Source organism: Corynebacterium lizhenjunii, assembly GCF_011038655.2.
GTDB lineage: Bacteria > Actinomycetota > Actinomycetes > Mycobacteriales > Mycobacteriaceae > Corynebacterium > Corynebacterium lizhenjunii.
This window is the reverse complement of the sequence record NZ_CP064954.1, coordinates 673318-698954: the sequence shown is the minus strand read 5'-3', so window position 1 is coordinate 698954 and position 25637 is coordinate 673318. Positions and strand designations below refer to the sequence as shown.

Here is a 25637-nt window from a genome sequence, read left to right as displayed (position 1 = left end):
TGGCAGAATTGTCGAAGGGTCTATGACTGCTAACCCAGTAGTCAAGATGGATGCGAGAGGCTTGAGGCGTGTTGAATGATATGGACGTGTATGAGTGGCTGGATTCAAGGGTTGATTCTTCGGTAAGTAGGGAGTCTGCCGAGAGTGATTTGGCTGCTGGCGAGGTGGATCGCGCTGTGTACTGCCTGGCTGATGAGGCTTTTGCTGCTGACGCTTTGACGTTGCCAATGCTTGAGACTCTTTTGAAGGAGTACCCGGATGGTTGGATGGCGGAGGTGTTTTCCTACATGAGAGACACCATTGAACTAGCGCAAAGTACCGTTTAGCTGGGAAGGTGGTTGTGGTGTATCAGACGTATTGGGAAGTACCCTAAAGCAATGGCGATAACATTCGATGAGGCTGTAGAGATTGCGCGTGCGGCCGCTGCGCCACATCACCTGATTCCTGACTTCATTCAGCATGGCGAAGGGGCGTACTGCTTCGAAACGGATAGGCATTTGGACCCGATGATTATCGGGCCCGGCAGCATGCTGATCGTCTTTGAGAGTGATGGTTCTGTGATCGGTGGCAGTAGCGCTCCTACGTACACTCCCCGCGAGTGTGAAGTTCTGGCTATTGATGGCAGGGTGTTACGGACTTTCGAGCAGGTTAGGGCTGCGCGTTTGACTCATGAAGCCGAGCAGGCCGCTTTGGAAGCTGAGAGTGATGGCGAGGAATTAGAGGACCCGGTTCCGGTTCCGGCGACGGGGCCATAGCGTACGTGCTGGAGGGGTGGCGGGATCCGCCCCGCAAGGGGTTCGCGCCCGTCCCCGATAAACACTCCGAGGATTCCCGCATAGGGCATACATGGGATAGCAAGCACGCAGGATCCCCCCCAAAAAATTCCCGAAATCTGGAGCAACCAGCAAATCGCTAATGCCGTGGTGGAGACCCTGGAAACCCCACCTACACACACGCCACGCTAACGGCAATCTGGGCGTGGCCCCGTAACCGGGACCGGAACCGGGTCCCCTAATTCCTCATACTCAGCTTCCAAAGCGGCCTGCCTAGCCTCTTCCTTTTCCCAATCGGCACGCACCGTGCCGATTGCGGGTATTTGGTCGGGGTAGTCTGCATAGGTGGTAGGGGTGTTTCTGGCTAGGTGGTCGGGTCATGATCTGTGTGGCGGTGTCGTCAATTCTGTGGCACCGTGACACGTTTTCATGACTAAGGAGGCCATGTTCATGGCTGAATTCAAAGAGATCATGGCGATGCGGTTGGAAGGCAAAAGCTACGATGCGATTGCTTCTGCCTTGGGGTGCTCCAATCGCGATATTGCTCGCGTGATCGATGTCATCAACGCCTATGACATCACTGCTGAGGCGTTTGCGGGATTGTCCCCGGAGTTCTTTGACGAGCATTTTCCGGATGGACGCAGGGCGAGGAAAGCAGCGTATGTCCAGCCGGATTATAAGGCTCTTGCGGATAAGCTGGCGAAGAACAAGCATCTGACCAGGTTCATGCTGTGGGAGAAGTATTACTCCTTGCCAGCCGAGCCAGGGATGGTGAAATACCAGTACGCCCAGTTTTGTAATGGGTTGGCAGCCTACATCAAAACCCACGGACTCACCGAGGTCATTGACCATGAACCCGGTGAGGAGCTGTATGTGGATTGGGCTGGCGATAAAGTCGCTATCGAAGATCCTGCGACGGGCAAGACGGCGTTTCGTGCATCAATTTTCGTGGCTGTCTGCCCGTATTCAGGAATGTTGTTTGCGAAGGCAGCCAGGAACGAAAAGATGGACAACTGGATCGACTGCCATGTCGCCACATTGGACTATCTTGGTGCTCTACCAGCAATTATTGTTCCTGACAACGCGTCGACAGCAACTTATCGGCCGAAGAAAAACTCTTCCTATCGGGCGATCACGGATCGCTATGCTGACTTCGCTGCGTACTACGACATTCTCATTGTGCCGACCAGGCCTGGAAAGCCACGCGATAAGGCTGCCGTTGAACGCGCAGTACAAACCGTGTACTCGCTGGTCCTGGGCTATTTCGATCAGCAAAGATTCTACAGTCTCGAAGAGCTCAACGAAGCGATCGCTGAACGTATTGACGACATTAATGAGGTCCGCCAGCGCAGCGATGGGCTAACCCGGCGAGAGCTTTTTGATGCTGACGAACGCCCACTGATGCGCGCTCTGCCTCAGGATCGGTTCACTGAAGTGTTGTGGCGCAGCCTAAAAGTAGACCGGTCCTGGCACGTCACCTGTGACTATCAGTACTACTCAGTGCCATTTACCCTGGTGGGCAAAACGGTACGAGCACGTCTGACCCACTCAACGGTTAGTATCTTCTACCTCGATCAGCTAGTGGCTGAGCATCCTCGGTTGCACGGATTTCGCTATCGGTACTCCTCCGACCCGACACACAGCCCCGATGGACATTCAACGTCGAAAGCCTACACCCGTGACGAGTTGCTCTCTTGGGCCTCATCCTACGGAACTGCGACGATAGCGGTAATCAAAAAGGTCCTCGACCGCTACGCCACAGCCGTACCGAAGGGGATGAAACAAGCCAGCCTAATCCTGGCATCGCTGGGTAAGCGCCACAATGGCACCACCCTGGAACCGGCATGCCAGTACATCCTGGACCACGAGCTAGCTCCAGCTCGATCAGTAATACAGCGCGTGCAATCCAGCATCAACCACAATCGTCCTGCCACCAAAGCACCGCAGACGCAACACAGTCCAGGGCCAATCGACATCACAGGATTGGAATCAGAGGTCTTCATCCGCTCAGCAGAGCACTTCACTAACAGAAAGGATGCCTAAACCATGGATCACCTGGATGACACCACCTGGGCACGACTGCGCGCCCTACGGCTATCGACCTTCGCCGAGGTTTACTTCGAGCTCATCGCCAACGACGACTACGCCAATGCGCTACCTGAAGATATCTTCATCGCAGCCACCGATATCCTCGCCCAGCGTCGAACCGAGCGTAACATCGCCAAAGCCATCGCACAGGCAAAGTTTCGGTACCCAGATGCCACCCTCGCTGAAATCATCAGCCCCGAACAACGAGGCATCAATACCCGAGCGCTAGAACGCATCGCGAGGACCAATTGGCGAGAAGACCCTACCAACTTGCACCTGCTGGCACCTGCAGGAACTGGGAAAACCTACATTGCCTGCGCCCTAGGAGTTGCAGCGTGCCAAGCAGGGTACTCGGTGTTGTACTACCGCCTTGACCAGCTGGTGTCCACGTTGGCGGCCTTCTTGCCCAACGAGGAATCATACGAAACGGTGATGAGAAAACTCGTGAATGTCGATGTCCTGATTATCGACGACTTTCTCACCCTTGGAATAGACTCCCGTGGTCAAGACGACCTAACCAAAATCCTAATTGAAAGAGACGGCCGACTCCCGACCATCATTTCATCACAATCGAGTGCAGGCTACTGGCTCAAAGCCCTGCCCAACCGAGTCGGAGCAGACTCACTCGTCAGCAGGATCAGCAGCGGGCGCCATATAGAAATTGGCGACTTTGACATGCGCAAGCATCTTGCAACCATCCGCGACAACACGAACACCTAACCCCAAACGCCAGCCCGGCTATGCAACGCCGGGCTGGCAGCCCTACCAACAACCCGGAATACCACCCCGACCACCTTCCCGGAACACCCCTACCAAATACGCGCACTTGGCAGCACCGCGTCTCTATCACGAATAACATTGCCAGCAAGGTCCAGGAGTACATAGTCATCTTCCGGGATATACGGGCACGAACCGCTGTGAGTCACTGCATCCTCACCAGTCTCTTCAACAATTCGGGCAACGTTAATCGCACCAGTCCCGCACCTTTCGGGAGGAAGCCGCCAGGTAAACTCAAACATCCGCATATGCCCAGGCGTGAGCGGACCATACTTTACAAACGGTTCTAGCGCGGTCCCCTCAGGGGGATATTTCTCCGCAACCTTTACCACTTGCTCAAATGTTAGAACCATTGTTTCAGCTCACCGCCAACAACATCAGGAACTCCATCCACTGGGTCACAGTCATCCACTCTCACCGCAGCTGCGAGGGAACCGGACTTAATCCGTGAATTTTTACTGGCCCCAAGATGGGATCATCCAAGTCCTCATCCTCAGCCAGATCTTCCTCGCGCGCCTCCTCCTCTGCCAACGCAACACGTACTTCTTCACGTGTCTGCACCAAAGAACCATCAAGCCGCCGAACTTCATAATCGTCGGGAAGATATACCGGAGCCACACTCCCTACAATGACGCTCCCACCGTCTTCGACAACGATGACGCTACTGTCTCCGAGCGTCATCAGGGAGGGCTTGTCCCGCGTGAAAAACCAAATGCGTCATCACCACACCACACGTAATCTTCCAAGCCTCCCTTAGTAGCCGCATACCTTTGGGCAATCGTCACTGCCTCGGCCATGGTTACTGCCATTGATCCAAGTCACCTCCACGAACAGCTCAACCCTCAAAAACAACAAAACCCCAGCTAAACCGTAGTCTAACTGGGGCCATTCAGTGGAGCCGCCGGGAATTGAACCCGGGTCCTTCGTCACCTCGCCAGGGCTTCTCCGTGCGCAGTCTGCGCCAGATCTCTGCTCGGCCCTCCGGCGCGGGCAAACACGTTCCGGATGATGGGCCCAGTTGCTCTAGAAGTCCCCTGCCGGCGGAACAACACGCCAGCAAAGCAAGTTCCTTAGTCGATGCCAGGAACCGGGCCAGGAACTAAACCCGGGCTGACAGACTCGCGTCGCTGAAATTAGGCAGCGAGGGCAAAGTCACGCTGAGAGTTCTTCTCTGCGTTTATTGGTTGCTACGACGCTTACGGTGGTCTCTAGCCTGCACCGGCACGCTTCCCCTGGCTCAATGTACGAAGTCGAAACCATGTCGACCCCTCACATTGCAGTAGAGCGGGTTGTGCGCTCTCTACAGTAGGGCCAACCCTAGCGCACCCACCCCGCCCCTCGCAACCCCCTCACTGTCTGTGACCTAGCCTGCCGACGCCTCCTGTCCCACTCTTTCCGCCAACCAGTCACGTAGCACCACCGCGTGGTTAATCTCCCGATCAGCTGCGGCAAACAGCAGCGTCACGGGGCCATCGGCAGCCAGGGTGCGCAAGCGCTCCACGTCGGGGTCATCATAGTTTTCTGCCAGCTCCGCTCGGTAGCGGCTAGCGAACTCCTCAAAGCGCTGCGGGTCATGGTCCCACCACTTGCGCAGCTGGGTGCTGGGGGCTACGCCCTTGAGCCAGTCCTGGGCGTCTAAGTCTTCCTTAGCAATTCCGCGCGGCCACAGCCGGTCCACCACAACCGTGTGGCCCTGGGCGGTGGCCTCTCCCTTGACTACGTCGTGGACTTTAAGGGCTTCGATCATGCGTTGATTCCCTTGATGCGCCGGCCTAGCTCGCGGGTGATTTCCCGGTCCTGGTCCCGGCGCTTGATGGACTCCCGCTTGTCATAGTCTTGCTTACCCTGCGCCAGACCGACCTCACACTTGGCCCGGCCGTCTTTGAGATAGACCCGAAGCGGGATCAGCGTCTTATTGCCGTCGCGCACCTGACCCATCAGCTTGTCAATCTCCCGGCGGTGCGCCAACAGTTTGCGCGTGCGCTTAGGAGAATGATTAGTCCAGGAGCCATTAGAGTACTCCGGGATGTGCAGGTTACGAATGTAGAGTTCCCCATCATCGATGGTGGCGAAGGAGTCCACCAGGGAGATCTTGCCCTCACGCAAAGACTTAATCTCTGTGCCCACCAGGACCATTCCGCACTCGAGAGTGTCCAGGATTTTGTAGTCATGGCGGGCACGCCGGTTAGTTGCCAGCGTCGAGTTGTTATCGACCTGCGCCTGCTTTTTCTTCTTCGCCATAATTCTGCCCAGCATAGTGCCCGAATGCCCTAGCTCACAACCCCAACCGGGCAGGGCTCGACCCCAGCCAAGCAGGACCTCGGCGGGGCTCGGCGGGCCCCGCCTAACGGACCCAACACACCCCGCCTATCCGACCCGGCTAGGCCTTGACGTATCCGGCCACCCCCACCAGGGCCGCCGCCACTGCCCCTGCCACGGAGCCACCTGCCACCCAGGGCAGGGCGTGCCACACGGTGGCATCGGCAAGCGGAACCAACAGACCGGAAGCATAAAGATCCTGCAGAGCCGGGTCGATAAGGAAGTGCTTGGCCGCCGCCACGGCACCGGCGGCCACAGCTACACCCGCCAGAACCGCCAGGGCTGCCTCCGCCACAAAGGGCGCGGCGCTAAACCATCGGCTCGCGCCCACCATGCGCATGATGGACAAATCGGTCGCGCGGTGGAATGCAGAAATCTGCACCAGATTGGCAATCAGAAACAGTGCCGCCACGGCCTGCAGAGCGGCGATGCCGAAGGCCACAGTGCGGGCTGCGTCCAAGTTGCGGGAGGCGGCGCGAGCCTCGGCGGCTTGGTCGCTAACGGTGGCTACACCGGGGGCATCGGCAAGCGCGGTAACAGCGGAAGCATCGGTAGGATCGGCCAGGCGCACCTGGAAGGCGGCGGGCAGGGCGTCCTCGGGAGTATCAGCAACTAGGTCGGGATCCTGGTCCTGGAAGAGCTCCACAAAGCGGGCGTAAGACTGCGCACGGTTGCGGAAGGTCACCTCCACCACCGCCGGGTCCTGCTCCAGGCGGGCGCGCAACTGGGCGCACAACCGCCCGCTGCAGTCGGCGTCCTCTGCAGAAATCTGCTCCTCCAACTGCACCAGCACTACTGCCTCATCCAAGTACGCCTGCTTAGCGGCGGTGGCCATCTGGGTAACCAACGCCCCCAACAGCACAAATGCCGCGGCGATAGCAGAGGTAATCACCAACGCCAAGGTCATGGTCAGATTGCGGCGCAGCCCGGAGGCCGTCGCCTTCGCGATATACACACCACGCATTAGACCGCCTCCCCATAGACGCCACGGGCCTCATCACGCACCAACACCCCGGCGCGCAATTCCAGCACCCGCTGGCGCATGTCGTTGACTGCCCGGGCGTTATGGGTGGACATCAGCACCGTGGTGCCGGTGCGTTGGATGCGTTCGAGAACGGCGATTACGTCCGCGGCGCTGCCCGGGTCCAGGTTGCCGGTGGGCTCGTCCGCCAGTACCACCGGGGGACGGTTGACAAAGGCGCGGGCTACGGCCACCCGCTGCTGCTCCCCGCCGGAGAGCTCCTGCGGGAAGCGGTGGGCTTTGGTCTCCAGGCCCACCAATTCGAGAGCTTCCGGGACCGCTTGGCGGACCCGGGAGCGCGGGGCCCCGATGACTTCCAGAGCGAAGGCCACGTTGTCATACACGCTTAGCCGCGGCAGCAGGCGAAAATCCTGGAAAACGTAGCCAATGTGGCGGCGCAGCCGGTTAACCCGGGAGCCGCGCAGCCGGTTGACGTGTAGGTCTTCGAGATAGATGTCGCCACTGTCCACGGTGGTTTCGCAAACCAAGAGTTTGAGAATGGACGTCTTGCCAGACCCGCTGGGGCCAATGAGGAAGGCAAACTCTCCGGGATCAATGTGGAAACTCACCTGGTCCAGTGCGGGGCGGGCGCTGCCGGGGTAAAGTTTGCTGACATTCTCAAACGTGATCACATCCGAAACTCTAGCAACTCTAGACCCCGGGATCCTGCAGGCACGGCGGTGGGCCTGTTAGGCTTAATGGTCCATAAGTGATGCCAGACACGTTGCCCGGGTTGCCGTGCGGCGTGCCGCTGGTAGCACCCCGTCCCTGATCAGACTGTCCGCACAGTAAGAGCAATAGAAGAGGAAAGCCCCCGTATATGTCCACCTCCACGGAGAACTCGACGGAGAACCCGGCAAAGAAAACCGCCAAGAACTCGCCAAAGAACCTCACCACAGAATCAACCGCAGGTACCAGTACCCAGGACTCCCCACACACCCCGCCGGGTGGATTCTTGGGCACCATCGAAAAGATTGGCAACAAGCTCCCCAACCCTTTCTGGCTGTTTGTGATCCTGGCCGGCCTGGTGGCTGTGACCTCCTGGATTGGCGCGCACATAGGTATGACGGCAACAGATCCCCAAAGTGGGGAGACCATCGCCGTGGAAAACCTCCTCACCGCCGAGGGCCTGTCCAAGATGGTCACGGAGGCCGTCGCTAACTTCACCTCCTTCCCGCCCTTGGGCGTCATCCTGGCCGTCATGCTGGGTGTGGCCGTGGCCGAGCAATCTGGGTTGCTTTCAGCCCTGGTGCGCGCGATGGTGGCCAAGGTCAGCCCCAAGATGCTCACCTTCGTCGTAGCCCTGACCGGCGTGACCGGTTCCGTGGCCTCCGACGCCATCTACGTCATTTTGATTCCGCTGGGAGCCATGGCTTTCCACGCGGTGGGCCGCTCCCCGATTGTAGGCGCCATGGTGGCCTTTGCGGCATCGTCGGCCGGTTTTAACGCCTCACTGATCCTCAACATCACCGATCTGCTGCTGGGCGGGATTTCCACCTCGGCTGCCCAGATTGTCGATGAAGCCTACGAGGTCTCCCCTCTGGCCAACATCTTCTTCGTCATCCCGTCGGCAGTGGTGCTTTCCCTCATCATCACGGTGGTCACGGAGTTCTTCATCGTCCGCAAGGCCCGCGAGCTGGTGGACCACGATGACCTGGACACCAGCGAGCTGGATTTCAGCGCCCACGCCCCTGCCCAGTCTGCCGATGCCCAGTCTGCTGATGGCCAGTCTGCCGATGCCCCCGCCGCCGAAGGCCAAGACGCCCTCTCCCTGGCACCAGCTGAGGCCCGCGGGCTGATGTGGTCTGGAGTGGCACTGCTGGTCTTCCTGGCAGCGTTCTTTGCACTGATCTTCATTCCGGGTTCGCCGTTTGCCAGCCCAGATGGGGAGTTTATGAACTCGCCCCTCATCCGCTCCATCGCAATCCCAATCTCCTTGGCTTTCTTCCTGGTCGGCGCGGTGTACGGCCTGGTGGTGGGCACCATCAAGGAAGCCGGCGACTTCCCAGAATTTATGGCCAAGGGCCTGCAAACGCTAGTACCGATGATTGTGCTGTTCTTTATGGTGGCGCAATTCCTGGCCTGGTTCAGCTGGTCTAACCTGGGCGTGTGGACGGCCATCAAGGGTTCAGAATTGCTCCAGGCCTGGGACCTGCCGCCGGTACTCATGTTCGCCGGTTTGGTGCTCATGGTGGCACTGCTGAACCTGTTTATCACCTCCGGTTCCGCGCAGTGGGCGCTGATGGCGCCGGTGGTCGTGCCGATGTTGATGTACGTTAACGTCTCCCCGGAAGTAGCCCAGATGCTCTTCCGTATTGGTGATAGCCCCACCAACATCATCACCCCGATGTCGCCCTACTTCGCCCTGGCGTTGACCTTCCTGCAGCGCTACTACAAGCGCGCTGGCGTGGGCACACTGATGTCGCTGGCCCTGCCCTACTCGATTGCCATGCTGGTGGGCTGGTTCATCTTCTTCGTCATCTGGTACCTCATCGGTATTCCGCTGGGACCGGGTTCCCCGATGACCTACCCGGCCTAACGCCTCTGCCCGGCCAGCACAATGAGCCCCGCCCAGGTTGGCCGAGCCTAGCTAGCCTGGCCTAGCTAGACTGGCCGCTCGGGGCGGCATCGGCAGACTGCTGCGCCATGCGCCAGCGGATACCAGCCTCCAAAAAGGCATCAATGTCACCATCAAGGACCTTCGCCGGATCCCCTACTTCGAGGTTCGTGCGCAGGTCCTTGACCATTTGATAAGGGTGCAGCACGTAGTTGCGCATCTGGTTTCCCCAGGAGGCGTTGCCGCCAGCGCCCAGGGCATCCATTTCCGCACGCTCCTCCTGGCGCTTGCGCTCCAATAGCTTAGCCTGGAGCACCCGCATGGCAGAGGCCTTGTTTTGAATCTGGGATTTCTCATTTTGGCAGGTCACCACAATCCCGGTGGGAAGGTGAGTCAGCCGCACGGCCGAGTCCGTGGTGTTGACCGACTGCCCGCCCGGCCCAGAAGAACGGTAGACGTCCACGCGCACATCCGAGTCGGCAACCTCAATGGAGTCGGTCTGCTCCACCACCGGCAACACCTCCACTTCCGCGAAGGAGGTTTGGCGCCGGGCCTGATTATCAAAGGGCGAAATACGCACCAGGCGGTGCGCGCCCTGTTCCACAGAAAGCTGGCCGTACATATACTCCCCGTGCACCACAAATGTCGCGGACTTAATTCCGGCCTCTTCTGCATAGGAGATGTCGTAAACATCTACCTTGTGGTCGTTCTTATCTGCCCAGCGGGTGTACATGCGCATGAGCATCTCCGCCCAATCCGCTGCATCCACCCCACCTGCGCCGGAGCGAATGTTAATCACAGCCTCACGTTGGTCATATTCCCCAGAGAGCATGGTGGTCACCTCCAGGGACTCAATGGCCCCGCGCAGGTCTGTCAGCTCCTCATCAGCCAGCGCCGTGTCGCCTTCTTCCTCCGCCAACTCATACATCACGGGCATGTCCTCTAAGCGCCCGCGCAAGTTCTCCAGCTTGCGTAGTTTGGCCTGCGCTGCCGACAACTGGGTAGTAATAGCCTGCGCATGGGCTGGATCATCCCACAAGGTGGGGTCCCCTGCGGTAGCTTCTAGCTCGCGCACGGTGGCCGCTAAAGCCTGCGGGTCCATGACCTTTTCTATGGAGTCCAACGTAGCATGGAGCTGGTCGAGCAGAGTAGAAGTTTCAGGGCGCATAGCGAGACAGTCTAGCCACCTAATTCGCACTTCCCTACTTTAAGGGCCACAATTGGAGCCATGACTACACAGCCCTCTTTATCAGAGATGACTGCCGCTTTAACAAAGACCTTCATCGTCGCCCATGCCGATGATACTGATGCGCACCTGGCCCAAGCCCTGGTCTATAACGCCGGCCGCTGGGCCTGGCGCCTGCGGGAGCAGGGGCTAAGCGTGGAGAAGAAGTCTTCGGTCTCCGATGTGGTCACGGATGCCGACCGCGCAGCTGAGCAATTTGTGGCCGATGTGCTCGCGGCGGTGCGCCCGGAAGACGGGATCGTGGGCGAAGAAGGCACAGCCCGGAAGTCCAGCTCGGGTCGCGTGTGGCACATTGACCCCGTTGATGGCACCTACAATTTTGCCTCGGGTTGCGATTATTGGTGCTGCGCCCTGTCGCTTTCCGATACCTCCGGGGTCCTCCTCGGTGCCGTCCACCGGCCCGCCATGGGCTATACCTGGTGCGGAGGGAAAGACTTGCCCACCACCCGCGATGGCCAGGAGGTGAGCATGCAATCCGGGACCAGCGCCCAGCTATCCTTGGCCACATACTTGCACCCCACCAGTGTTGCGGATGCCAACATTGCGGGTGCTTGGCAACGGGTAGCTTCCCGCTTTGCCACCGTGCGCATGTTAGGGGCGGGCTCCATTGACTTGGCCAGCGTTGCCGACGGCACCTGGGGTGCATGGATGCAACACAGCGTTGCGGAGTGGGATTGGCTGCCTGGCAAGGCGCTAATTGAAGCAAACGGCGGGGTTGCGCGTAGGGTAACGGCAGGCGGCGTGGAATGGTCCCTTGCTGGAAACGCCGCTGTAGTAGAAGAAATGGAGGAGGCCCTGCGTGGGTAAGCACAAAGAAGACCTCGGAGTAGCGCTGGAGTTAGCCGGTCTAGCAGACCAGCTGACCATGTCCCGCTTTGAGGCTGCAGACCTCAACGTCAAGGAAAAACCGGACATGACCCCGGTCTCAGATGCGGATTTAGCCTGCGAGAAGCTCCTGCGCGCCGAGCTAGCTAAGGCCCGCCCGCAGGATCAGATCCTGGGCGAGGAATTTGGCGGTGAGCTTTCCCTGCAGGGCCGCCAGTGGGTCATCGACCCCATTGACGGCACCAAGAACTTCGTCCGCGGCGTGCCGGTATGGGCCACCCTCATTGCCCTCCTCGAGGACGGCAAGCCCATCGTGTGCGTGATTTCTGCCCCCGCGCTGCGCCGCCGCTGGTTTGCCTGCGAGGGCTCCGGTGCCTTCCGCGTTTTTGGTGGGGAACGCCGCCGCCTGCGGGTTTCTGCAGTCTCCCAGCTTGCCGATGCCTCCGTGGCCATCAGCTCCCTGTCCGGCTGGGCGGAAGCCGGTGTGCGCGAGCAGCTCATTGCTCTTACAGACTCCGCCTGGCGCCTGCGCGGCTATGGTGACTTCTGGAACTACTGCTTGCTGGCTGAAGGCGCAGTAGACGTCGCCGTCGAACCTGAGGTCTCCCTGTGGGACCTCGCTGCTCCGTGCCTGCTGGTCCAAGAGGCCGGCGGTACCTTTACTAACCGGGCCGGTGAGCCGGGCCCCCACGGCGGTTCCGCCATTGCCACCAATGGTGCGTTGCACGCGAGCGTGCTCGAGCACCTTAAGTCCACCTCCTAGACCACCCCAGAGGGCGAACGCGGCAGGCTCGGGCTAGGGTGCCCCACCTGCGGGAGGGAAAAATGCTGCGGCCGCTGGTACCTGGGCACCAGCGGCATCGGCAGACTAGGAAGGGAGCAGTTAGGGCTGCAGGCGGAAACCTGCCCCCACCCCACCACGACGGTTCAAATCAGCCACGATGGAATCCATGGTGGTTGCCGTCGAAGGCACATGCAGGGCACCCTGCCAGGGGGTACGGCAGGAAATCGGGCCCACGCCGCCGGAAATAGCGCCAATGACGGCACCATTCTTCATCAGCGGCGCACCAGAGTCACCCATCATGGCGCAGACCTGGTTGAACTGCTTTTCAGAACCCTGGGTGTAAACCATGCCGCAGGTGGTGCCAGTAGCCACACCGTGCTTGCAGGCAACATCACCCGGGCGGGCGGTACCGCCCACGGCGTGCGCGGTAACCCCGTTGTAGGAGTTGCTGATCTCTGCCTTGTCGTTGAACTGAATAACGGCATAATCCAGGTAGGCGTTCTTATCCACCACGGTGCCCGTGGGGCCAACCTGCCAAGAGTCAGCAGAAAGTACCTGCTCGCCTGGCTCGGCGCAGTGGCCAGCAGTCAGTCCGACCTTATTGCCAGCATTATCATAGCCAGCCGCAGTCAGCGTGCACATGGAGTTTTGCCCCACATAGATCGGGGTACCCGGACCATACAGGGAGTTGCCGCGGCCCAATGCCTGATTGGATTCCTCCGGAATCCGCGGGGCATCAAAGTAGGATCCCGGCACCCGGTGCAGCACAAAATCTGCCATGGGCTTGCCCGCAGCAATCTTGGAGAACAGATCATTTTTGAACACGTAGTTCGGGTCTGCAACCTGCGGCTTGAAGTCCGGCTGCGTGGCCCGCTCCAGCTGGGCCAGACCCAACGGTTCCGGGTTGGTCAGCGGTTGGCCGGGGTGGCCCTGCTGGCCCGGTGCGGTCTGGTAGTCCGCCTGGGCAGCAGCCGGGGTGGCGGAGTTGGCCGGGGTGACGGAGTTGGCGGGGGCCGCTGGCTGTGCGGGAGTTATCGGCTCAGCAATTATGCCGGTGGCCTGAGCCACGCGGTGCGCGGCAGCGCCCAGAGCCTGGTCGATACCTTCGGTGACCGCCTGGTCCACCGGAGCAGTGGCCACGCCGAGCTTGGCCAAGTCTGCCCGCACCCCATTTAAAAACCCCGCGGAATCAATGACTGGCGCTGGGAGCTCATCAGCGCCTGCGGCCGGAGCCGCAAAAAGAAACGCACCTGCGAAGGCCGAACCCACTAAGACCTTCTTTAGGCGCGACATACGAAGCATATGTTGCCCTCTTTCACACTTCTTAATAGAAAAACCGGATAGGAACCCGTCTATCATCGCACGTTAGCCACCGTTTATAGGCATTACTTTGGCAATCGTGTCCAAGCCGTTATCTTTTGTCCAGACTCCGGGTACCCCCGTTGGCTGGCAACAGGCCTCTAGCGCCTGCGGGCGCTAGACTTATGCCGCTGTTATCCCTACTTTTTGGTTGTGAGGCCCTTTCGCGATGAGCACCGTAGCGGCTTACCTATCCGCCCAACCCATCTTGCTGGTCTGTCTCATCTTCGGCGCCGGCATGGCGCTGGGAAGTATCCGGGTGCGTTCCATCAGCATGGGGGCTGCCGCCGTCCTCTTCCTGGGCATAGCGGTCTCCGCCTGGGCTGCCGCCCTGGGGGTTGATGCCACCTTGCCGCCCCTGCTGGGCACTTTGGGCTTAGTACTTTTTGCCTTCGGTATTGGCAACAACTCTGGCGTGACCTTTTTCCAGTCACTACGCACCGCCACATGGCCAGTGCTTTCCATGCTGGGGGTGTTTGCGCTGGCCGCCGCAGCCGCGTGGGCGCTGGGGACTTGGGCCTTCGGGCTAGACATTGCCGTTATTGCCGGTACCTTTGCGGGTGCAGTAACCAATACTCCCGCTTTGGCTGCGGCTGCCGATGCCACCGGCCAGGCCGGCCCTGCCACCGTTGGCTATGCGGTGGCCTACCTTTTCGGGGTCATCGGCATGCTAGTGGCAACCACCTGGGTGCTGCGCAGCGCCGGTGAGGATGACGACACCACGGCCGAGGTGACCACGGTGCATATCCAGGTCACCCGTGCCGAAGGCATTTCCATTGCGCAACTGTTGAGTCTGGGCGATAGTGAAGTCCAAGTCACGCGGCTGCGGCGCGTAGGGCACAACGAGATTGTTATTCCGAAGTATCTGGACCACCTGGAGCCTGGGGATGTTATCACCGTGGTGGGTTCGCCAGAATATCTTAACCTCATTACGCGCACAGCCGGGCGGGAGTCCCCACAAATTTTGAGCGATGACCGGCATGAACTGGACTTTCGGCGCATTACGGTCTCTGAGCACGCGTTGGCGGGCATGACGGTAGCGCAGCTGAATAATGAGTTGTCCACGCGCTGGGGCGCGCGGATCTCGCGTATTCGCCGCGCGGACGAAGACCAGGTGGCCATGCCGGATTTGATGGTCGAGCTTGGCGATAGGGTCCGCGTGGTGGGCCCAGCGGCTGCCTTTGAGGAGATCTCGACCTACTTGGGGGACTCCGCCAAGGGGCTAACGGATATCAATCCCATCGGTCTGGGCCTGGGCCTGGCTCTGGGCTACTTCCTGGGCCATGTGCCAGTTCCCCTACCCGGCGGCAGCTCCTTTACTTTGGGTGCCGCCGCAGGCGTGCTGCTGGTAGCACTGGTCATGGGCCGGCTGGGCCGCGTGGGCTCGTTGATAACGGCCCTGCCGCATTCCGCTAATACTGTGCTGGCGGAGTTCGGCCTGCTGCTTTTCCTCGCCCAGGCCGGGACCAATGCCGGTGGCCAGATCGCCGGGGCGTTTACCGGCGGGGCCTGGGTGAAGATTCTGCTGCTGGGCGCAATTGTGACCACCATCGTGGCCGTTGGGGTTGCCGTGACCATGCGGCGTGCGCTGCGCATGGGTGCCACCAAAACCGCCGGGGTGCTCGCCGGCGCCCAGACCCAACCGGCCGTGTTGGCCTTCGCCAACACCCGCACCAATTCCGATCCGCGCGTGAGCCTGGGCTATGCCATGGTCTACCCCGCTGCCATGATTGCCAAAATCCTCATCACGCATGCCATAACCCTCCTGGGGTAGACCGGGCATACTCCTTTTTTACTCTTGAGTTTTCTCTCGAGCGCCCTTCGGCTACACTTGTACCTTGAGTAGATACAAGTAGGGAGTTGCATGGACACCAAGTTCGCCCAAGCCATCCACATGCTGGTCTTTATCGCAGAGACCGACCGCGTCGCCAGTTCACAGGCACTAGCTAGCAGCATTGGGACAAATGCCAGCCACACCCGCAAACTGGCTGGCTTACTCAAGCAAGCCAGACTCATCGACAGCCAACAAGGAAAAGCAGGGTTTATCCTGCTCAAACCCACCACCGCCATCACCTTGGCAGACATCTACTCAGCCGTTTACCCCGACAAGCAGCTCTTTGCTGCACACACCGACCCAAACCCCGAGTGTCCGGTGGGAAAGCACATCGGCCAGGTCCTCGCCCCCACCTTCACCCGCATAGAACAAGACTTAGAGCAAGCTTTGGGAAGCCGAACCCTCCGGGACTTCATTGCTGAGCTTTACGATGCCGCCCGCGGCTAACCACCAGGGCCAGGCCCCGCTGGCCACTACTCACCGTCCCCTCCATCGAAAGGACATATCCATGAAATCTGCACAATTACTTGCATACGACAAGAAGAACATCGAGCTGACACTGCGCGAGGCACCCCAGCCGGTTGCAGGTCCTGGCCAGGCTCTGGTGCGCGTGCACGCCGCTGGAGTCAATCCACTGGACAACATGATTTCTCGCGGCGAAGTCAAACTCATCACCCCATATTCACTCCCCCTTATCGCCGGTAATGAGGTAGTAGGCACCATCGAGGAACTACATTCCCCGTCTGCCCAATTCGAGGTTGGTGAGCGCGTATTTGCCCGCCTACCACTAGATAGCATTGGTGCCTTCGCTGAGTACATCGCAGTCGACCTCGACGCATTAGCCAAGGTTCCGGCCCGCTACAGCGACATCGAAGCCGCAGCCATACCGCTTACGGCACTAACTGCCGTACAGTCCCTAGCGCTAATGGCACCTGCTGCCGGGGAAACGATTTTTATCTCCGGCGGCAGTGGCGGTCTAGGAGCTATGGCGATCCCGCTAGCTAAAGCCCAGGGGCTTAATGTCATCACCAATGGCTCTGCCAGCAACCGGGAGCGCGTATTGGCCCTTGGAGCTGATCGCTACCTTGATTACCGCACCGAGGATTACGCCGAGCTATTGCACGGCGTGGACTATGTCCTAGACAGCCTGGGCGGTGAGGAAACAGTGCGCCAGATGGGCATCCTAAAGCCCGGTGGTCACATGGTGTCTCTACGTGCTTTGCCAAATGGTGCCTTTGCCAAGCGCATGGGCCTTTCCAAGTTCAAACAACTCCTCTTCAGCCTAGCCGGTAGGAAGCTAGACCGCTTAGCCGCCCGCCACAACGTCAGGTACGACTTCCTCTTTGTTGAGTCCAACGGTGCCCAACTCCAGCACGCTGCCGACCTACTGGTTAAGGACGGCATCACCCCCGCCATCGACGCCGTCTTTAGCCTCGACGAGGTAAACCAGGCCCTCGACAAGGTGGCCAATGGCCGCTCCAAAGGCAAGACCGTCTTGACCATTGCAAAGGAACTCTAAGTCCATGTCCTATATCGCACTACCGAATTCTTTTGTCACCGTCGACGGTCAGCGCATTGCCTACCGGGAACTAGGCGCCGAACATGCCGGCCCACCTTTAGTCATGCTTACCCACTTGGCCGCCACCTTGGACCAATGGGACCCCAAACTCATGGACCTGCTCGCTGCTACCCACCACGTGATCGTCATCGACCTGCCTGGCGTTGGAGCCAGCGAAGGATCCGTGGGGGCGACCATCCCCCTCATGGCCCGCCAAGCGATCACCATCATCCGCAAGCTTGGCCACACAAAAATCAACCTACTAGGGCTATCCATGGGTGGAATGGTCGCCCAGGAGATCGTGCGCGCCGACCCCGCCTTGGTACACCGACTGATCCTGGCGGGCACGGGACCCCGGGGCGGGCACGGTCTTGACCAGGTCACTCGTAAAACCTTCACGTTCATGGCCAAAGCAGCCCTGCACCGAGTAGACCCCAAGCGTTTTATCTTCTACAACCATGACCCCGCTGGTGGTCGCGCGGCAAAGGCGGTACTAGACCGCATGGCTCAGCGTGACCCCGCCCATGCTGACCGCCCGATGCGGGTATCACAGTTCATCACCCAACTTCGCGCTATCAAGCGCTGGTCACAACAACCCCAAGACAACCTCAGTCACATTTCTCACCCAACCCTGATCGTCAACGGTGACAATGACCTCCAGGTTCCGACAGAAAACTCCCACCGGATGCACGAGCTGATACCCGGTAGCATCCTGGTCATTTACCCAGACTCTGGACATGGGTCCATCTTCCAAAACGCTGAGCAGTTTGCCGCCGAGGCACACAAGTTCTTGGCCTCTTAACCCCGATCTACCGGTCTACCGGCCGAATAACTCTCGGGGCCTTGGGGCCTTGAGACCGGACACCGCGACGGGTGGTAACGCACAGAACCCGGTTCTTTCCTAGGAGAGAACCGGGTTCTGTTGGAAGTTGGTAGCGGGGGCAGGATTCGAACCTACGACCTCTGGGTTATGAGCCCAGCGAGCTACCGAGCTGCTCCACCCCGCGTCGAGATGACTTCCATCATCCTACGCTTCACAAGCCCTTGCGGCCTTGCTGGCGACTCGTATAACTATACATAGCGCGACAACTGAAGCAAAATCGCCAGGTCAGCAACATTAGTCGCCAACGAGAAAGGCCCTGCCCGGTGGGCAGGGCCGGATCGCAAGCCGGGGTGAGGCCCGCCTAGTTATTTAGGCGCTGGTATTCGGCAACGGCCTTGTCCAAGGCATCGAGCGCGCGACCGTACTCCTCATGGGAACCATCGCGGGCATCTTCCAGACCCTTGAGTGCATCATTGATGGCGCTAATCGCCTGGCCCGCATCAGTTGACGCCGGAGCGGAGGCAGGACGGGAATCCCGGGCGGCATCGGCAGGCTTGGCGTCATCCTTGGAGTCGGCGGACGCAGCGGCATCAGCAGACTGAGAGTCTGCCTTGGCACCATCGCCAGAAACTTCCTCAATATCCTGGGCTGCCTTCGGGTCAATGCCCACCTGCTCCAAAGCCTCCGAGATGGTTGGGGCATAGCCGATGGAGCCCTTGTAGGACACCAGCACGCGCAGCATCTTCGGGAACGCAGACTCCTGGCCCTTGCGCTTGGAGTAAATCGGCTCCAAGTAGAGAATCTCCCCGCCGCCTACCGGCAGCGCCAACAAATTGCCGTTTTGCAGCAAGTTGGTGGACTCCCAAAGAGAGCGGTCGCGAGCGACCTGGTCAGAAGACATCATGGCATCCTGCGCCTGCTTCGGGCCCAGGGTCTGGGTGTTGGTTGGAAGCACGCGGACGGTCATCTGGCCATAGGTCTCCGGATCAGAAGAGACCGACATGTGAGCGGAAAGATACTCGCGCTTGAGACCACGGAAGGTGGAAATCAGCTGGAAGGAAGGCTCCCCCGTCTCCGGGTCCGCAGCCATGACGTAGTACGGCGGCTGGTTGAGGGCCTGCGAGCCCTCCCTGGCGTTGGGGTCCTCCGGGACGGACCAGAAGGCGTCATTGTTAAAGAACACGCCCGGGTCATCGACATGATAGCGAGCCAGCATGTCGCGCTGGACCTTGAACATGTCCTCCGGGTAGCGCAGGTGACTGTGCAGTTCCTCAGAAATCTCAGAGCGTGGCTTGACCACGTCCGGGAACACGCCCTGCCATGCCTTGAGCACCGGGTCTTGCGTATCGAACTCGTAGAGGGTCACAGTGCCGTCGTAGGCGTCCACCGTCGCCTTCACGGAATTGCGGATGTAGCCCACGCGGTCATTGAACAGGCGCTGGTTGGTGCCATCTGGGTTCAGCGCGTCCTGGGTGGTCTCCCGCAAGAGGGCCTGCTGCGCATAAGGCAGGGCAGACAACGTGGTGTAGCCATCCACGATCCACTTGATGCGGCCATCGATTACCGCCGGGTAGGTCTTGGAGTCCGTGGTCAGCCACGGGGCCACCTGCTCCACGCGCTCGCGCGGGTCGCGGTCGTAGAGGATCTTCGATTCCGATCCCACGCGATCCGACAGCAGGAAGTTCATCTCCCGGTACTTCAGGGCGTAGGCAGCGCGATCCACATAGTTGCCAATGGACACGCCGCCCTCACCGTCATAGGTGTAGGTGGACTGGTCGGTGTCGTACTCCACCGGGCGGTCCCCGGTCTTGCCCACAATGGCGTAGTCGCGGCCATCGGTCGAAGAGGCGATCACCGGACCATAATAAGTGCGCGGCTGCTCCACCTTGATGCCCAGGGACTCCTCGGCATCTTGGGTCTCGCCTTCACCTTCGGTCTTGCCGGCCTGGGTCTGCAGATCGGAGACCGTAAAGACCGGGTAGCCACCGCGGGTGGAACCTGCGTCACGGGCAACCTCATCGACCTTATTGGCCTCTGCCGCAATAAACCCGTTGCCGTGGGTGTAGACCGTGTGGCGGTTAATCCAGTCACGCTGGTTCTCACTGAGGGCATTCGGGTCCAGCTCACGGGCGGCCACCACGAAGTCGCGGGTCTCCCCGTCGATTTCGTAGCGGTCCATGGCCAGCGTGTCCGGGAAGCCATAGAAGTTACGCAGCTGCTGCATCTGCGTGAAGGTCTCCCCCAGAATGTCCGGGTCCAGCAGGCGCAGGTTGGAAATCGTGGCAACATCGGCTGCCACATCGGCGTCCTTTGCGCCTCCGGCACCCCAGTTCTCTACGAAGGTGACCTTGTCATCACTGAGACCATAGGCGTAGCGGGTGGCGTCAATGTTGCGCGCAATGGATTCCGCTTCCTTTGCCTGCCGGTTGGGGTTGACGGAGAACTGCTCCATCAGCAACGGCCATGCCGTACCGATAACGATGGAAGACACCAACATCATCACCACGGCCAAGCCGGGGATACGCAGGTCCTTAACCACAACCGCCATGAAGAAGGCAATGGCCACCACCACGCCAATGACCATAAGGATAATCTTGGCAGGCAAGTAGGCGTTGAGATCCGTGTAGGAAGCACCCGTGAAGATGGAGTTCTGCTTGTAGAGCAGCTCATAGCGCTCCAGCCAATAGCCAGCTACCTGCAGCAACATCCACAGGCCACCGGTGATCGCCAGCTGCATGCGAGCGGCTGGGGTTACTGTCCCCCGCACCCCGGCCGCACGCGAACCAATACGAATCCCGCCCAGCATGTAGTGCCCGGCCAGCGCCAGCAAGAACGCCAACATCACCAATAGCGACAAGGTGGAGACCAGTAGCTTGAACACGGGCAGCTGGAACGCGTAAAAGCCCAGGTCCTGCCCAAATTGGGCGTCCTGGACGCCGAATTCCTGGGAGTTAATAAACAGCAAGAAAGCCCGCCAGTTTACCTGCATCAAGAAACCGGTGGCCAAGCCCACCAGCAGCGGCACGAAGGCCAGGAAGGAGCGCACCGACCTTTCAATCGCGCTGCGGTAGGCGTGAATGGGCGAGTCTAGGGCGCCCATGTCCAGCTCCTCTGGGCGGCCGCGCCACACAAAGAATGCGGCAGCCCAGGTGATAAGCCCACCCAGCAGCGCCCCGATGAGGAAGATAACTATGCGGGCCACGATGACGGTGGTAAATACCCCGCGATAGTCAATTGCACCGAACCACTTCCAGTCCGTATAAAAGCCCACGGCCATGGGGCCGAGGAAAAGCAGAACCGCAATGAGGGTAACGGCCCAGCTCAGTGCCCGCGGGGGGCGTTTCAAAGGGGCAGCGGGTTGGGGATATCCTGTGGCCAACGCCAGCTCCAATCGTTGCTCGTGATGTGATGGACTAATCCGATATAGACTTCCCGCTGACAGGAAGTACCACTCTTTGTAACGCATGAGGAGGCCCATGAGTTCCCCAGCCTTTACCCAGCCTGCTTTAAACCGCGCTATGCGCGAGGCTGTGGAGTTTGTCCACGCCGAAGGGTGGGATGCCGCCCCTACCCTTTTTGCGCTGGTGCCCACAGAGCTGCTGCTGGATTCCCTCCCGGACCCAGAGGCTGTGTCTGCCGATGCCCCCTTGTCCCTCGTGGTGCAAGACAATCTTCCTGAGCACCTGGAGCCCGGTTCTGAGGAGCTGGCGGACTATGTGGCCCGCCTCGCCTGGCCGCCGCAGGTAGCCGGGGTCATCTTGGCCCAAGAAATCCTGTTCCGGGATACCTCCGCTACTGGTCCGGAGGCCCAGCAGCCCCGCCCGGCACGGCTCTTTAGCGGCGTATTGCGCCCAGAGGACGTGGAGCAGACTTTGCTGCAGTTGCGGCCCACAGAGGCTGAACTGGAGGCCCGCGGCCCCTTTGCTCAGGATGATATTGAATTGCGCGGCGGCCCTGGCGTGGCGCCGGGGGTGCTGGCAGCACTGCGCTATGGCCTTGAGCAGGATCCGGACCAGCTGGTTTAAACTGGGAGCAGTTGCGCAACGTCGTTCACATTGCGGTACAAGAGCGCCATAAAAAGTTTGCTATCAAGTTTTTCAGGAGGCCCCGTGCGCCGTCATGCCCATCGCTTCAAAACTGCCCGCCACGGTGTGGCACTAGCTACCGTTGCTGTGGCCACAGTTGGTCTGGTTGCTTGCGGGAGTGACGAGTCTGCGCCCGAGTCTGCCGATACCGCCTCTTCCGCGCCTGTGACCACCACCTCCACCGTGGCAGCCACACAGACCTCTACTACTGAGGCCACCACGAGTGCGAGCGCAGAAAGCTCCGCGAGTGCTACGTCTAGCGAAAGCGAGCCGGCAGCGGCGGGGACATCGGCAGAGACGTCTGAGGGGGCATCGGCGCAGGCAAGCAGCAGCGAAGCACCCGGGGAGTTCATGGCGGAGTCCGTGGCAGATGCCTACGAAATCTTCAGCCCACTGGCCCCGCGTAGTTTGTTTGAGAAGTTCAGCTCCTGCGATTCTGCCGGGCTGAAGGGCTCCTACAACTGCTCCGGGCACAAGGTGGGCCAGTTCCAGTTCTTCGACTCTGAGTCCAAAGCCGCCCAGTCCACGCAGGTGCTAGAAGAACTAAGCTCTTCCCGGCTGCTCTACAACGACGGTGACCGCCTGGTGGGCTGGTCTACCTTGGGCACCACTGCCGTTTTGACCGTGGTGGATAACACCGAGGGTTTGGTGATGCAGCAGATGATCTCTACGGACCAAGAAGACCCGAAGGCGAAGATTACCGAGCTGGAGCTGCTGCCCTAGCAGCGCTTCCCGGCCTGGCGGGAGTGCGCAGGCCTGGAAGGGAGTTGCCGGGCTGGCGGAAGTCTAGGCTGAGCAGTTTAGGCTGAGCCGCAGGTGCGTACCTCTTCGCCTTTGGCAAAGGACTCGATGGCCGTGACGGCATCATCCAGCGTATCCACTGCGGCAACCACCATGTTGCCCGTGTCGCGGCTGAGCACCTCCGCGCAATTGTCGCTGGGGCTCAAAAAGAGCTCCGTACCGGCATCGCGAGCAGCGCGCGCCTTGTGGACAATGCCGCCGATGGGCCCCACAGTGCCGTCCGGATCGATGGTACCGGTGCCCGCCACCACGTGGCCGCCAGTAAGGTCCCCCGGCGTGAGCTTATCAATCACAGCCAGGGTAAACATCATGCCCGCAGAAGGTCCGCCGACGTCTTGGAGGTTATAGCTAACCTCAATGTCATCCACCGGGTGGGCCGCCATATAGACCCCCAGCAACGCTTTTCCGGGGTCGTGTTCGTTTTCACCAAGGGTGGGGCGCACGGTGATCTCTTTGCCGTCGCGCTCGAGCAGCAGCTCCACCTGGTCCCCCGGCGCGAGGGCCGCTATGAGTTCTTGAGCTTGCCCCGGCTTGGCCACGCGCTTGCCATCTACTTGCAGCAACACATCGTCTGGGCGGATATGCCCCTGGGCTGGGGAGTCCTTGATGACGTCAGCGATAACTGTCTTGACCGGAAGGTGCAGCCAGTCCATGGCGGCCACTGTTGCGGCTGACTCTGACTGTGAAAAAGCCGCCTTGTTGGCCTCTTCGATTTCTTCTCGGGTCGCGCCTTTAGGGAAGATCTGCTCCGCAGGGACAATGGTGTCATCCGTAGTCAGCCAGCGGCCGATAAGCTGCGGCAAGGTCATATTGGTGCGCACGGAGACCGTCGTCATGCGCAATTGACCAGCCGGGGTGTCAACCTCCGGGGCGCGCACGTCAACCACTGGGATGCCCTCTACCTCTCCCAAGGTGTCCACCGTGGGGCCAGGGCCTTCTGCGGCATAGGGCACCGTCAAAGGGACATCGGCAAGCGGAATGTGGTCTACAGACAGCGCCGCGGTGAGTAAGAGCAGTGGTAGCGCTCCCCAAGCCAGGGTGCGCGTGCGACGGTGGCGGGCTGTATTCACGGTTGCCTAGCCTACCCGTGATCGCTTTCAGCGTTGCACTTGGCGCCTAAACAGGGTGGTTGGGCTGGCGTGAGCCCAGGTACATTGGTTAAGCATGAGCAACGGATTCGGATTTAACTTTCCCAACAATGATGATGACGGCGAGGACCGCCGCAATAACAACCCCTTTGGAGCCTTTGGCTTTGGGCCTTTTGGGGCGTTTAACATTGGCGGGCCCGCCGGGGGATCCGGTGCATCCGGGTCTGGGTCCGGGCAAGGCGGCCCTGGCGGCTTAGGCGATATCCTCAATCAATTCGGACAAATGCTCTCCGGCATGGGCTCTTCCATGAACTCGCCGGAAAACGCAGGGCCGGTGAACTTTGACCTGGCTAAGCGCATAGCCATGCAGCAGCTGGGCAACGCCGGGGCTGTCAGCCCTGCGGACCGCAACGCGGTACAAGAGGCAACGCGTCTGGCGGAGCTGTGGTTGGATGACGCTACCTCGTTGCCCGCAGCTTCTACCGAGGTTCAGGCGTGGAATGCGGCTGACTGGCTAGAGGCCACGCTGCCCCAGTGGCAGCGACTGGTCACCCCCGTGGCTCAACATTTGAACGAGGCCCAGTTGGACTCGTTGCCGGAAGAGGCCCGGGAGATGATGGGCCCGATGTCGTCGATGATGCAACAGTTCTCCGGGATGAACACCGGCATGCAGGTAGGCGGCGCCCTTGCCCGCCTGGCACAGCAGGCACTTACCGGCGCCGACTTTGGCCTTCCAGTCTCCCCTGCTGGTACCACCGCGCTGCTGCCGCACAACATCACCGCCATAGCCAAAGACTTAGACGTTCCTGCACAAGAAGTGCTGGTTTATGTGGCTGCGCGGGAGGCGGCCCGGCAGCGGTTGTTTAGCCAGGTGCCGTGGCTGGTAGAGCGGATTGTCTCCTCCGTGGAGGAATACGCCCTGGGCGTGAGCATTGATACCTCCCATATTGAGGAAGCCGCCCGGGAGCTAGACCTACAGTCTGGAGATCCAGCAGCTATCCAGGAAGCGTTGAATAAGCTGCAGGGGATGGATTTGACCCCCCGCATTTCTTCTAATAATGCTGCCGCCACCGCTCGCCTAGAAACTCTGCTAGCCCTGGTGGAAGGGTGGGTGGACGTGGTGGTCTACAACGCACTATCGCAGCGCCTACCGTCCACTACCACGATGGCCGCTGCCTGGGCGCGGCGCACCGCCTCCGGTGGTTCCGCCGAGCACGCCCTAGCCCAAGTGGTTAGCGTAGAAATCTCCGCTCCGCAGGTTGGCCAAGCTGCCGAACTGTGGCGCCGCTCCACCAACGCGGTGGGTGCCACCCGCCGCGATAGCGTCTGGGAGCACCCGGACTTCCTGCCCACTGCTGAGCACCTAGATAATCCGGCCGCCTTCATTGACAGCCTTCTTGATGATGCCCCCACGGATGACTTCGAGGAGGAGTTTGCCAAGCTCGAGCAGATGCTGCTCCAGCAAGACGGCACCAGCAAGGAACAGGACCAGGCTCAGACTGCCGACGATAGCCGGGACGAAGACGACGAAGACCCAGACCCCAACGATAAGCAGGACTAACCACTTGCCCGCTGCAGCAAGTCTCTCCGGCCGCAGCAAGTCTCCCTGCCCTCCGGGATGATAACGCAGGCCAAGCTGCAGCGGGTAGCCCCACTGGGGCTAAAAAAGGAGTGACAACGCGCCTGTCTTGTGCTGAAA

23 protein-coding genes, 1 tRNA gene and 1 other RNA gene are annotated in these 25637 nt (G+C 60.2%); 14 read left to right on the top strand and 11 right to left on the bottom strand.

The window, feature by feature from the left end:
- Nucleotides 1-68: 68 nt before the first annotated feature.
- From G7Y31_RS03290 to G7Y31_RS03275, 4 genes are all read left to right on the top strand, one after another.
- Entirely contained in the window at nt 69-326 is a 258-nt protein-coding gene (locus G7Y31_RS03290; RefSeq protein ID WP_165011243.1) for a hypothetical protein, read from the top strand.
- Between the two features lie 51 nt (nt 327-377).
- Nucleotides 378-755, top strand: a complete 378-nt coding sequence (locus tag G7Y31_RS03285; RefSeq protein ID WP_165011244.1) for a hypothetical protein — start codon at nt 378-380, stop codon at nt 753-755.
- Nucleotides 756-1223: 468 nt separating this feature from the next.
- On the top strand, nt 1224-2816 hold the full coding sequence (gene istA, locus G7Y31_RS03280) for an IS21 family transposase (protein ID WP_165011245.1): 1593 nt from the start codon (nt 1224-1226) through the stop codon (nt 2814-2816).
- A gap of 3 nt (nt 2817-2819) precedes the next feature.
- Complete coding sequence (locus G7Y31_RS03275) at nt 2820-3581, top strand: ATP-binding protein (RefSeq protein WP_165011246.1); 762 nt, start codon at nt 2820-2822, stop codon at nt 3579-3581.
- Nucleotides 3582-4052: 471 nt separating this feature from the next.
- Here the strand turns inward: G7Y31_RS03275 and G7Y31_RS03270 are convergent, their stop codons facing one another.
- From G7Y31_RS03270 to ftsE, 6 genes are all read right to left on the bottom strand, one after another.
- Entirely contained in the window at nt 4053-4319 is a 267-nt protein-coding gene (locus G7Y31_RS03270; RefSeq protein ID WP_165008611.1) for a hypothetical protein, read from the bottom strand.
- A 209-nt stretch (nt 4320-4528) separates the two neighbouring features.
- Nucleotides 4529-4907, bottom strand: a transfer-messenger RNA (tmRNA) gene (gene ssrA / locus G7Y31_RS03265).
- A gap of 94 nt (nt 4908-5001) precedes the next feature.
- The gene (locus G7Y31_RS03260; protein ID WP_165008609.1) at nt 5002-5385 is read right to left on the bottom strand and encodes a DUF488 domain-containing protein; all 384 of its coding nucleotides are present in this window, start codon (nt 5383-5385) and stop codon (nt 5002-5004) included.
- A complete protein-coding gene (smpB, locus tag G7Y31_RS03255; RefSeq protein ID WP_165008607.1) occupies nt 5382-5879 on the bottom strand; it encodes an SsrA-binding protein SmpB in 498 nt (165 codons plus the stop codon). Before smpB ends, G7Y31_RS03260 begins: the two co-directional genes overlap by 4 nt.
- Nucleotides 5880-6018: 139 nt before the next feature.
- On the bottom strand, nt 6019-6921 hold the full coding sequence (locus G7Y31_RS03250; RefSeq protein ID WP_165008605.1) for a permease-like cell division protein FtsX: 903 nt from the start codon (nt 6919-6921) through the stop codon (nt 6019-6021).
- Nucleotides 6921-7610 (bottom strand): cell division ATP-binding protein FtsE, encoded by a 690-nt coding sequence (gene ftsE, locus G7Y31_RS03245; RefSeq protein WP_165008603.1) that lies wholly within the window; start codon nt 7608-7610, stop codon nt 6921-6923. Before ftsE ends, G7Y31_RS03250 begins: the two co-directional genes overlap by 1 nt.
- 188 nt (nt 7611-7798) lie before the next feature.
- Here ftsE and G7Y31_RS03240 point away from each other — a divergent pair, with 188 nt between their 5' ends.
- Entirely contained in the window at nt 7799-9517 is a 1719-nt protein-coding gene (locus tag G7Y31_RS03240) for an AbgT family transporter (protein ID WP_165008602.1), read from the top strand.
- Nucleotides 9518-9578: 61 nt separating this feature from the next.
- Here the strand turns inward: G7Y31_RS03240 and prfB are convergent, their stop codons facing one another.
- Nucleotides 9579-10703, bottom strand: a complete 1125-nt coding sequence (gene prfB / locus G7Y31_RS03235) for a peptide chain release factor 2 (protein ID WP_165008600.1) — start codon at nt 10701-10703, stop codon at nt 9579-9581.
- 60 nt (nt 10704-10763) lie between these two features.
- Between prfB and G7Y31_RS03230 the strand changes: the two genes are divergently transcribed.
- Nucleotides 10764-11588, top strand: a complete 825-nt coding sequence (locus G7Y31_RS03230) for an inositol monophosphatase family protein (RefSeq protein WP_165008598.1) — start codon at nt 10764-10766, stop codon at nt 11586-11588.
- Nucleotides 11581-12369, top strand: a complete 789-nt coding sequence (gene hisN / locus G7Y31_RS03225) for a histidinol-phosphatase (protein WP_165008596.1) — start codon at nt 11581-11583, stop codon at nt 12367-12369. Before G7Y31_RS03230 ends, hisN begins: the two co-directional genes overlap by 8 nt.
- A 120-nt stretch (nt 12370-12489) precedes the next feature.
- On the opposite strand, the gene G7Y31_RS03220 is transcribed toward hisN, so the two are convergent.
- Complete coding sequence (locus G7Y31_RS03220; RefSeq protein ID WP_165008594.1) at nt 12490-13692, bottom strand: S1 family peptidase; 1203 nt, start codon at nt 13690-13692, stop codon at nt 12490-12492.
- A 226-nt stretch (nt 13693-13918) separates the two neighbouring features.
- On the opposite strand from G7Y31_RS03220, the gene G7Y31_RS03215 reads away from it, so the two are divergent.
- The 4 genes from G7Y31_RS03215 (at nt 13919) to G7Y31_RS03200 (ending at nt 17943) form a co-directional block, all read left to right on the top strand.
- Entirely contained in the window at nt 13919-15523 is a 1605-nt protein-coding gene (locus G7Y31_RS03215; RefSeq protein WP_165008592.1) for an aspartate:alanine exchanger family transporter, read from the top strand.
- A 90-nt stretch (nt 15524-15613) separates the two neighbouring features.
- Entirely contained in the window at nt 15614-16030 is a 417-nt protein-coding gene (locus G7Y31_RS03210) for an Rrf2 family transcriptional regulator (RefSeq protein ID WP_165008590.1), read from the top strand.
- Between the two features lie 61 nt (nt 16031-16091).
- Nucleotides 16092-17102: an NADP-dependent oxidoreductase gene (locus G7Y31_RS03205; RefSeq protein ID WP_165008588.1), complete on the top strand. Its 1011-nt coding sequence runs from the start codon at nt 16092-16094 to the stop codon at nt 17100-17102.
- A 4-nt stretch (nt 17103-17106) separates the two neighbouring features.
- Nucleotides 17107-17943 (top strand): alpha/beta fold hydrolase, encoded by an 837-nt coding sequence (locus G7Y31_RS03200; protein WP_165008586.1) that lies wholly within the window; start codon nt 17107-17109, stop codon nt 17941-17943.
- A 128-nt stretch (nt 17944-18071) separates the two neighbouring features.
- Here G7Y31_RS03200 and G7Y31_RS03195 read toward each other — a convergent pair.
- Nucleotides 18072-18148 (bottom strand) — tRNA-Met (locus G7Y31_RS03195).
- Nucleotides 18149-18325: 177 nt separating this feature from the next.
- Nucleotides 18326-21343: a UPF0182 family protein gene (locus G7Y31_RS03190; protein WP_196823610.1), complete on the bottom strand. Its 3018-nt coding sequence runs from the start codon at nt 21341-21343 to the stop codon at nt 18326-18328.
- 97 nt (nt 21344-21440) lie between these two features.
- Between G7Y31_RS03190 and G7Y31_RS03185 the strand changes: the two genes are divergently transcribed.
- On the top strand, nt 21441-21989 hold the full coding sequence (locus tag G7Y31_RS03185; protein ID WP_165008582.1) for a PPA1309 family protein: 549 nt from the start codon (nt 21441-21443) through the stop codon (nt 21987-21989).
- Between the two features lie 84 nt (nt 21990-22073).
- Nucleotides 22074-22772 (top strand): beta-N-acetylglucosaminidase, encoded by a 699-nt coding sequence (locus G7Y31_RS03180; protein ID WP_244977430.1) that lies wholly within the window; start codon nt 22074-22076, stop codon nt 22770-22772.
- 77 nt (nt 22773-22849) lie between these two features.
- Here G7Y31_RS03180 and G7Y31_RS03175 read toward each other — a convergent pair whose 3' ends face one another.
- Complete coding sequence (locus G7Y31_RS03175; RefSeq protein ID WP_165008580.1) at nt 22850-23920, bottom strand: YlbL family protein; 1071 nt, start codon at nt 23918-23920, stop codon at nt 22850-22852.
- Nucleotides 23921-24014: 94 nt separating this feature from the next.
- On the opposite strand from G7Y31_RS03175, the gene G7Y31_RS03170 reads away from it, so the two are divergent.
- Nucleotides 24015-25499 carry a zinc-dependent metalloprotease gene (locus G7Y31_RS03170; protein ID WP_165008578.1) on the top strand — a complete coding sequence of 495 codons (1485 nt, stop codon included), beginning with the start codon at nt 24015-24017 and terminating at the stop codon, nt 25497-25499.
- Nucleotides 25500-25637 lie beyond the last annotated feature (138 nt).